The sequence below is a fragment of the Pseudomonas syringae pv. cilantro genome, assembly GCF_001293775.1.
GTDB lineage: Bacteria > Pseudomonadota > Gammaproteobacteria > Pseudomonadales > Pseudomonadaceae > Aquipseudomonas > Aquipseudomonas syringae_P.
Window position 1 is genome coordinate 149,297 of the sequence record NZ_LGLN01000081.1, and the last position, 6,308, is coordinate 155,604.

At 55.9% G+C, this 6,308-nt stretch carries 9 protein-coding genes and 2 pseudogenes; 3 read left to right on the forward strand and 8 right to left on the reverse strand.

The window, feature by feature from the left end; genetic code table 11:
• Positions 1 to 15: 15 nt before the first annotated feature.
• The 4 genes from ABJ99_RS23160 to glnK all read right to left on the reverse strand — a co-directional run bounded on the left by ABJ99_RS23160 (position 16) and on the right by glnK (position 2,852).
• Positions 16 to 342 (reverse strand): hypothetical protein, encoded by a 327-nt coding sequence (locus tag ABJ99_RS23160; RefSeq protein WP_054087794.1) that lies wholly within the window; start codon positions 340 to 342, stop codon positions 16 to 18.
• A 98-nt stretch (positions 343 to 440) separates the two neighbouring features.
• The gene (locus ABJ99_RS23165; protein WP_007253167.1) at positions 441 to 866 is read right to left on the reverse strand and encodes a secondary thiamine-phosphate synthase enzyme YjbQ; all 426 of its coding nucleotides are present in this window, start codon (positions 864 to 866) and stop codon (positions 441 to 443) included.
• Between the two features lie 275 nt (positions 867 to 1,141).
• The gene (locus ABJ99_RS23170) at positions 1,142 to 2,479 is read right to left on the reverse strand and encodes an ammonium transporter (RefSeq protein ID WP_054087795.1); all 1,338 of its coding nucleotides are present in this window, start codon (positions 2,477 to 2,479) and stop codon (positions 1,142 to 1,144) included.
• A gap of 34 nt (positions 2,480 to 2,513) precedes the next feature.
• On the reverse strand, positions 2,514 to 2,852 hold the full coding sequence (gene glnK, locus ABJ99_RS23175) for a P-II family nitrogen regulator (RefSeq protein ID WP_002555808.1): 339 nt from the start codon (positions 2,850 to 2,852) through the stop codon (positions 2,514 to 2,516).
• 420 nt (positions 2,853 to 3,272) lie between these two features.
• On the opposite strand from glnK, the gene ABJ99_RS23180 reads away from it, so the two are divergent.
• Positions 3,273 to 3,539, forward strand: coding sequence for an accessory factor UbiK family protein (locus ABJ99_RS23180; RefSeq protein WP_054087796.1), 267 nt, complete (start codon positions 3,273 to 3,275; stop codon positions 3,537 to 3,539).
• Between the two features lie 34 nt (positions 3,540 to 3,573).
• Here the strand turns inward: ABJ99_RS23180 and ABJ99_RS23185 are convergent, their stop codons facing one another.
• The 3 genes and pseudogenes from ABJ99_RS23185 to ABJ99_RS23195 form a co-directional block, all read right to left on the reverse strand.
• The gene (locus ABJ99_RS23185; protein WP_054087797.1) at positions 3,574 to 3,879 is read right to left on the reverse strand and encodes a HigA family addiction module antitoxin; all 306 of its coding nucleotides are present in this window, start codon (positions 3,877 to 3,879) and stop codon (positions 3,574 to 3,576) included.
• 9 nt (positions 3,880 to 3,888) lie between these two features.
• On the reverse strand, positions 3,889 to 4,167 hold the full coding sequence (locus ABJ99_RS23190; RefSeq protein WP_054087798.1) for a type II toxin-antitoxin system RelE/ParE family toxin: 279 nt from the start codon (positions 4,165 to 4,167) through the stop codon (positions 3,889 to 3,891).
• 219 nt (positions 4,168 to 4,386) lie between these two features.
• Positions 4,387 to 4,757: pseudogene (locus tag ABJ99_RS23195) on the reverse strand (helix-turn-helix domain-containing protein); the annotation flags it as partial.
• Here ABJ99_RS23195 and ABJ99_RS23200 point away from each other — a divergent pair.
• Positions 4,749 to 5,114 (forward strand): annotated as a pseudogene (locus ABJ99_RS23200) (SDR family oxidoreductase); the annotation flags it as partial. The pseudogenes ABJ99_RS23195 and ABJ99_RS23200 overlap by 9 nt on opposite strands.
• 151 nt (positions 5,115 to 5,265) lie before the next feature.
• On the forward strand, positions 5,266 to 5,445 hold the full coding sequence (locus tag ABJ99_RS23205) for a hypothetical protein (protein WP_054087799.1): 180 nt from the start codon (positions 5,266 to 5,268) through the stop codon (positions 5,443 to 5,445).
• A 198-nt stretch (positions 5,446 to 5,643) separates the two neighbouring features.
• Here the strand turns inward: ABJ99_RS23205 and ABJ99_RS27760 are convergent, their stop codons facing one another.
• Complete coding sequence (locus ABJ99_RS27760) at positions 5,644 to 5,850, reverse strand: DUF4902 domain-containing protein (RefSeq protein WP_230081073.1); 207 nt, start codon at positions 5,848 to 5,850, stop codon at positions 5,644 to 5,646.
• Between the last annotated feature and the right edge of the window lie 458 nt (positions 5,851 to 6,308).

A 6,308-nucleotide genomic window follows, 5' to 3' on the forward strand; every position in this document is an offset into this window, starting at 1 on the left:
AAGGCAGTCACAACTTCAGATAGGACGGCTGCCGTACTTGTTTTCAGGCTTCTTGGGCGGATCGGCGACCACATTGGCCTCCACTTCCTGCACCTTGCCGCCACGCGCCAGGAATTCTTCCATGGCACGCGCCAGTGCATCACGCTCTTTGTTCTTGGCTTCTACGCTGGGCAATTCCTCGACCGAAACTGCGGCCTTGGCCTTGCCTTTGGCGGGTGCCGCCGGAACGTCGGAGTCGTCTACCTCGACCGCTTCGTCTTCCGGGGAAGCCGTTGCAAGCTCCTCACCGTCATCCTCGCCTTCTACGTCGTCTACCAGTTCGTCATCAATGTCGTCGCTCATGTTCTACCTCATGACTTGCGAAAGCTGATTAGTTATAGCCCAACCACCCGGAATTACTAAGGTGGCCGGAAAAATTCAACAACCGCTGACTCCAGCGGTTATGTCCATTCACCCTGGAGGGTGGCAAGGACGTTCCGAGACCCGGCAGCGTCTCGATGTTCGCCCAGGTAAATACCTTGCCAGGTGCCCAGCGCCAGTCGACCTTCCGTCACCGGCAAAACCAACTGACAGCCCAACAGGCTGGCCTTGAAATGTGCGGGCAAGTCATCAGGGCCTTCGTCGTCATGTTCGTAGCCGTCTACGCCCTGAGGCACCAGCCGGTTGAAAAAACGCTCGAAGTCACGACGCACCGCCGGGTCGGCGTTTTCGTTGACGGTCAACGACGCCGAGGTATGTTGCAGCCACAAGTGTAGCAATCCGACACGGCAATTCCGCAACGGAGGCAGGCCTGCCTGTATTTCGTCGGAAACCAGATGAAACCCGCGAGGCCTGGCCCGCAAGGCGATTCTGGATTGATGCCACATACCGTTCTCCGCACCTTCGGCGCGCATTCTAACTCGACTGAGAAAAAAGCAAAGCGCGCAATAAACCGGCTTCCCTGCAAGTTGACGAAGACCGTCATGGCAATGCTCACCACTACGTCTGCACAGCCACCTGCAACCACGTCACCTGCGCTGCGTCACCGAACCGGGATCATTGACGCGGGCAAGATCAATGACAGCAAAAACTCCGGGTTTATCCACAAACCTCAGACAAAAAAAATGCCCGGACACCGGGCATTTTTTTGGCGGGCTACTGCTTACAGGTTGTAGCCACGCTCGTTGTGTTGCGCAAGGTCCAGACCAACCGATTCTTCCTCGTCAGTGACCCGCAGACCCATCACGGCATCCAGTACCTTGAGGATGATGAAGGTCACGATCGCGGTATAGACGACGGTGAACGCGACGCCCTTGAACTGAATCCAGACTTGAGCGCCGATGTCAGTCACAGTGCCAAAGCCGCCCAGTGCCGGAGCTGCAAAAACACCGGTCAGGATCGCGCCGACGATGCCGCCGATACCGTGCACACCGAAGGCGTCCAGGGAATCGTCGTAGCCGAGCTTGCGTTTCAGGCTGGTGGCGCAGAAGAAGCAGATCACGCCTGCAGCCAGACCGATGATCAGAGACCCCATCGGACCAACAGTACCGGCAGCCGGAGTAATGGCAACCAGGCCGGCAACCACACCCGAAGCGATGCCCAGCGCACTTGGCTTACCGTGCGTCAGCCACTCAGCGAACATCCAGCCCAGTGCGGCGGCAGCTGTTGCGATTTGCGTCACCAGCATCGCCATACCGGCAGTGCCGTTGGCCGCAGCGGCAGAACCGGCGTTGAAACCGAACCAGCCGACCCAGAGCATTGCTGCGCCGACCAGGGTGTAACCGAGATTGTGCGGAGCCATCGGGGTGGTCGGGAAGCCTTTGCGCTTGCCCAGCACCAGGCACGCCACCAGGCCGGCTACACCAGCGTTGATATGCACCACAGTGCCGCCCGCGAAGTCCAGAACGCCCCAGTCCCACATCAAGCCACCGACGCCGCCCCAGACCATGTGGGCAATTGGCGCGTAGACCAGCGTGAACCAGATACCCATGAACATCAGCATTGCGGAGAACTTCATGCGTTCTGCGAAAGCACCGACGATCAGGGCTGGAGTGATGATCGCAAAGGTCATCTGGAAGGTGACGAACACCGCCTCAGGGAACAATGCAGCGGGACCGGTAAGACTTGCCGGCGTGATACCCGCCAGGAACGCTTTACCCATACCGCCAAAGAAGGAATTGAAGTTGACGACGCCCGCTTCCATACCAGTTGTGTCAAACGCAATGCTGTAACCGTAAACAACCCACAGGATGCTGATCAGGCCCGTGATGGCGAAACACTGCATCATCACGGACAGAATGTTTTTCGAGCGAACCATACCGCCGTAGAACAGCGCGAGGCCGGGGATGGTCATGAACAGGACCAGAGCGGTCGCGGTCAGCATCCATGCGGTGTCGCCAGAGTTCAGCACCGGCTCGGCCACTGGATCAGCCGCCAGGGCAAGACCAGGTATTGCGAGGGACAACAGGGCACCGAGCCCTGCGAATTGACGCAGAGTCATATTGTTTTCTCCTGGGGCGTTGGGGTTTGGCGGCTTAAATAGCGTCTGTATCGGTCTCGCCGGTACGGATGCGAATGGCCTGTTCCAGATTGACCACGAAAATCTTGCCGTCACCGATCTTGCCAGTGTTGGCGGCCTTGGTTATAGCTTCGATGACACGATCCAGATCCTTGTCATCGATGGCAACGTCGATCTTCACCTTTGGAAGAAAGTCGACGACGTATTCAGCACCGCGGTACAGCTCGGTGTGACCCTTCTGACGACCGAAGCCTTTGACTTCAGTGACGGTGATGCCCTGCACGCCGATTTCAGACAACGACTCGCGCACGTCATCCAATTTGAACGGCTTGATGATGGCAGTGACTAGCTTCATGAAAACTTTCTCCCGAATTGGTGGACTTGCCCCAGGAAAACAAACCCGACTCAAGTCTAAGCGCAGTGTCTGGCTTTGTAACGCGTCGGCCGCCTGATCAGGCCAGACCAACGCCAGAAAACCGCTTGTGACGAAACACATCCCCGCTCCGCCTGCCGCACTGCATTCGTCACAGCGACTGCATCAGTGCATGGGTCATAAGCCACTAAGCAGAAAGCTTGCCATCTCGTGAATATTCATTGAATACAGGCTCTTGTGCGTATTCAGGGCGGTAATGAACGACGCCGCCCGCAGGCAACGCACAAGCATGGTGCGCACCTGTATCCGGCGACGCTCCATAAGCGTGCACTTGACACCTCAAGAAATGACTATAGACGCTGCGTGTTACACTGCTGCCCATCGGATTTCAGGAAAATCATCATGATCGCGCCCAAAGCTTTCCTCGACGCCCTCAGCGGCCACGCCTCGCGCCTGTTCAATGGCGAAACGCCTGTACCGCGCAGCGAATTCGAAACCCAGTTCAAGGCGCTGCTGCAAAGCGGCTTCAGCAAACTGGACCTGGTCAGCCGTGAAGAATTCGACAGCCAGATGGCCGTCCTCGCCCGCACCCGCGCCCGTCTTGAGGCGCTGGAGGCCAAAATGGCCGAACTGGAAGAGAAGGTCGGCGGGGCTGAAAAAGCTGAATAAGGCTTTTTATCAGGGCACTGTCGGGTGGGCAGTATCAGGCGCAGCGGGCCAGGCACCTGACCTGCTCACGGATCTGCGCGCCCTTCTCGATCTCTGCCTTGCGCAGATCATAGACAAGCTGCAAGTTAAGCCAGAACTCGGGACTTGTCTCCAGGCATGCGGCCAGACGCAGCGCCACATCAGCACTGACTCCTCGGCGCTGGAGCACAATGTCATTTACCGTCGGCGTTGAAACACCTAATGCCCGAGCTAGCGCCGCAGCGGTCAGCCGCATAGGCTCTAGGTATTCCTCTCTAAGAATTTCGCCTGGATGGACGGGGCGCATTCCGTTTTTGTTCATTGCTGCACCTTAGTGGTAATCGATGATTTCAACGTTTTCGGGACCATTAGCGCCCCAAATGAAGCAGATCCTGAATTGAGCGTTTATGCGGATGCTGTATTGGCCAAAGCGATCCCCATCAAGCGCCTCAAGTCGATTGCCCGGAGGAGAGCGCAAATCCAGAATCGACGTTGCGGCATCAAGCATCGCAAGTTTGCGCTCGGCAACTGATTTTATCGGAGCCCATAACCGGGTTTTGCCGTGTTCAAAAAGGTCTCTCGTATGCACACATCTAAAACTCACAATCATGATTAAAGCTTAACGTTATTCGTTAAGGCAAGATTTTATTCATTCCCCTTTGAGCCCACAATGTGACCTTTCGGCAAATTCTGTGGGAATTAGCCGCCTTCGGATGGCTCAGGCTAAGTCGAGTTCATCAATGCTGACAACCGCTCCTTCACGGGATGGATCAGCCAGGATCAATATGCGCGGCTGACTGCACCCAGGCAGTGATTTCATGCAATTGCATCAGATGATCTGGCGAACCCGGCTTACGTCCGTTGAAGGCGGGCTGCCAAACTGGCGGCTGTACTCCCTGCTGAATTGCGAAGGGCTTTCATAGCCGACGCGATAGCAGGCGCTGGAGGCGTCCAGGCCCTCATTGATCATCAGCCGCCGCGCCTCTTGCAGGCGCAGTTTTTTTGATAATGCAACGGGCTCATGGCGGTCAGCGCCTTGAATCGGTGATGCAGCGTCGAATTATCCAGGTTAGCCAGCCGCGCCAGTTCGTCGATGCGCAGTGGCTCGGCGTAATGATTGTTCAGCCAGTTGAGCGCGCGAGTCACCCGATGCGCCTGCGAGTCCCCGACTGCAATTTCGTAGAGCCGACGTCCGTTGTTCCGAGTATGGAAGCGCAGGGATATGGCCAGGTCATCAACATCTCGTCCATCGGCGGTCTTTCCGTTCCCCCGACCGCTGCGGTGTATTGCGCAACCAAGTTTGCCGTCAGAGCAATCTTCGATGGCCCTCGCCAGGAAACCGACAAAATCCGCGTAACCGTCGTCTGCCCCGGTGTGGTCGAGTCAGAACTGGCGGACTCGATTTCAGACGAAACAGCGCGGGAGGCGATGAAGGCGTTTCGGAAAGTGGCGCTGGGGGCAGATGCGATTGCGCGGGCGCTTGTGTATGCGATCAAGCAGCTTGACGGGGTGGATGTCAGTGAGATTGTGGTCAGGCCGACGGCGAGTCCTTACTGAGGTAATACGACAGGAGGACACCGCTCTTCTCTGTCTGGACAATATTCCATACAGATGACGAATTCACGCCCTCTATCGACTCCTCCCGGAATGAGGCGCTCTACCCCAGCGCCTCAATGCTCCGCGCCACCTGCGTCACCCGGAGGAATGCATGATGGCTTCCGCCACCACACCTGACGTCAAATCTGTACCGGCCTCCCGCAGGCCAACGGAATACCTGCTCAGGGCTGAAGCTGGCCAGCTCAGTCAGGTCATGGTCTACAGGTTGACCTTGACTGACGTGCGCTGGATGGCCCTGACGATGGTCGAAATTTGTTCGCTGGTGCCCTGACATCGAGAGGCTCGAATGGCAAGAGCGCCGGGGTTGCCAATGGTTCAGCAACTTTCCGAAGCGAACGCAGGCGTTACAGGAATACCACCAGCATCGCCGCAACGATCAGCGAACGCGGGCTCAAGATCACAATGTCCTATAACGCTTTGCGAACACCCTGCTCGGAGCTCATCAATGTTCAGGTTTGAGTATAGGCGCTCACGAACTGCGGCCAGGTGTTCGAAAGGATATAAAAGCCTTTCCAGAAAAAGTTTCTTTAAACCAAGACCAACCGATGCTCAATTTTGGTGCAAGACCTTGGCACTCGCATTCACTGTATCCAGCATATGCAACAGGCAGTCCGAGTTCTTTTAGTTCGACAGTCAGGCTAGTGTCGACCCAGGCGAGAGAAGGCTGAAACGACAAGCCGCTAACTCCGCATAAGACAGACGCACTAGCTGATCGGGGGCTAAGGATTGCATTTACATCACCCTGATTAGTTATTGGTTTTTTATTATTTTAAATGAATTTCCTTGCACATCACAACATCAACAACCCAACACTGTGGCCCCAGGCACACCCCTTACACTCTTCAAGGCTGGTAAATACACATGTCTGATTGGCGCGAGCATTACCTATCTCTGTTCATGAATGTAACATCCAAGGAAGAATTGCTTACGCTGCTTGAATTTGTCATTCGCTCTTTTGAGTTCGATCAATACTCCCTCGGCATTCGCTTTCCATTGCCCATTTCCTGTCCGAAATTTCATCTATCATCCAATTACTCTCCCGCGTGGGAGAACAGTAAGCGCCTCATGAACCCCACATTCCCAACCAGCCATTGACTACCAGCCATTGAAGCTTGAGNCTGTGCTCCCGATTCT

Bases quoted from the DNA above. Each gene is read 5' to 3' on its own strand.
- ABJ99_RS23160 (WP_054087794.1), bottom strand. From the start codon at position 342: ATGAGCGACGACATTGATGACGAACTGGTAGACGACGTAGAAGGCGAG.
- ABJ99_RS23165 (WP_007253167.1), bottom strand. From the start codon at position 866: ATGTGGCATCAATCCAGAATCGCCTTGCGGGCCAGGCCTCGCGGGTTT.
- ABJ99_RS23170 (WP_054087795.1), bottom strand. From the start codon at position 2,479: ATGACTCTGCGTCAATTCGCAGGGCTCGGTGCCCTGTTGTCCCTCGCA.
- glnK (WP_002555808.1), bottom strand. From the start codon at position 2,852: ATGAAGCTAGTCACTGCCATCATCAAGCCGTTCAAATTGGATGACGTG.
- ABJ99_RS23180 (WP_054087796.1), top strand. From the start codon at position 3,273: ATGATCGCGCCCAAAGCTTTCCTCGACGCCCTCAGCGGCCACGCCTCG.
- ABJ99_RS23185 (WP_054087797.1), bottom strand. From the start codon at position 3,879: ATGAACAAAAACGGAATGCGCCCCGTCCATCCAGGCGAAATTCTTAGA.
- ABJ99_RS23190 (WP_054087798.1), bottom strand. From the start codon at position 4,167: ATGATTGTGAGTTTTAGATGTGTGCATACGAGAGACCTTTTTGAACAC.
- ABJ99_RS23205 (WP_054087799.1), top strand. From the start codon at position 5,266: ATGATGGCTTCCGCCACCACACCTGACGTCAAATCTGTACCGGCCTCC.